This is a genomic window from uncultured Turicibacter sp. (genome assembly GCF_938044715.1).
In the GTDB taxonomy this organism is placed as follows: domain Bacteria; phylum Bacillota_I; class Bacilli_A; order MOL361; family Turicibacteraceae; genus Turicibacter; species Turicibacter sanguinis.
Genome location: NZ_CALIOS010000106.1, coordinates 1 through 1388 on the forward strand (window position 1 = coordinate 1; position 1388 = coordinate 1388).

At 32.8% G+C, this 1388-nt stretch carries 1 protein-coding gene; it reads right to left on the reverse strand.

Annotation, left to right across the window (positions count from 1 at the left end; translation table 11 throughout):
• Positions 1 to 29: 29 nt before the first annotated feature.
• A complete protein-coding gene (locus QWC74_RS10335) occupies positions 30 to 1316 on the reverse strand; it encodes an ISL3 family transposase (protein ID WP_155062478.1) in 1287 nt (428 codons plus the stop codon).
• Positions 1317 to 1388 lie beyond the last annotated feature (72 nt).

Genomic DNA, 1388 nt, shown 5'->3' on the forward strand with positions numbered 1-1388 from the left:
AATGAACGACCGAATTGAAATCCTAGTAGCTATGCTGCTAGGATTTTTCTTTTGGGTTTAGTTAGATTTTGAATCATAAGAATTCTTGATTTGAAATGATAGAAGCTGCGATATCCAAACGCGATACGTTTGATGACTTTAATTTTATTATTGATTCCTTCAATAGGACCATTAGTATAGGGAGTAGTCAGAGTATTGTAGATATAAGAAGTATAGGTTTTAAAGGTTTGAAAAGATGTTTGAAGTTCGGGTGAAATCATTGGATGTTCTGTTTCAAGTAAGTGATTAAATCGATTCACATTTTTCGATTGAATGGCGAATAGTAAATCTTGATAAAGCTCATAAGTTGCTTTTAATTCGGGTGATAAATCGAGAAGGAAGTTTAAGATATCTATTTCACGCATCGGTTGCTTAAAACAATAAACAGATCGATAAGTTGTGGTATCGAGTAGGGTATGTGATTTTAAAAATAGTCGCCAGTAACGTTTGAATTTACGACCATGTTTTTTGAATTTTTTCATTAATCGAATACGTGTTTTATTGAGTGCACGGGAGATATGTTGAACGAGGTGAAACTTATCAAGGACAATTTTGGCATGAGGAAAAAGCTCCTTAATCAAACTGATATAAGGGGCGTACATATCAGTGACAATATGTTTCACACGCGCACGAGCTTCTTTTGTGTATCGCTTGAAATAAGTCTGAAGAGAGGTTAAGCGTCGATCTTCAATGATATCAATAATCTGCTTGGTATCTGCATCACAAAAGATAAAAGACATATGACCCTCAGCCGATTTTACCGATTTAAATTCATCAAAACAAAGATTTTCAGGTAGCTCATTAAAGTTCAAAGTTTGAGATTCATAAAAGCTATGAATGATCCGATTAACGGTTGAATGAGAAACTTGATGGCGACGGGCAATATCGCACTCTGAAATTTTATTTTGAGCTTCTAAAGCAATCGCGTGTTTCGTATTGTAAGAAATATAACAGTTCTTTTCAACAATAGATGTTTTTAATGTAAAGGTGGATTGACAATGCCCACAATAATAACGCTGTTTCTTTAAAACTAAATAGGTATCATGGAGTGATACTTTTGGAATGATAATTCGAGAAGTTTTAAACCCATGCTTTTTAAAATTGGAATCAAAAAGAGTTCCACAGTGTTCACAATGAGTGGGTTGGTAAGATAAGATTCCCTTAAAAACAAAGCTAGTGATCCCATTTAATTTAACTTCTTCAAAATAATCTTCAGGAAAGATGATATTTTTATCTTTAATATTTAAAAATTTTCTAGTAGAATATGAGTGAGACATCAAAAATTATCCTTTCAATATTGTTTTAGCCGATAACATTGTAACAGGATAGAGACTTGATGTCTCTTTTTT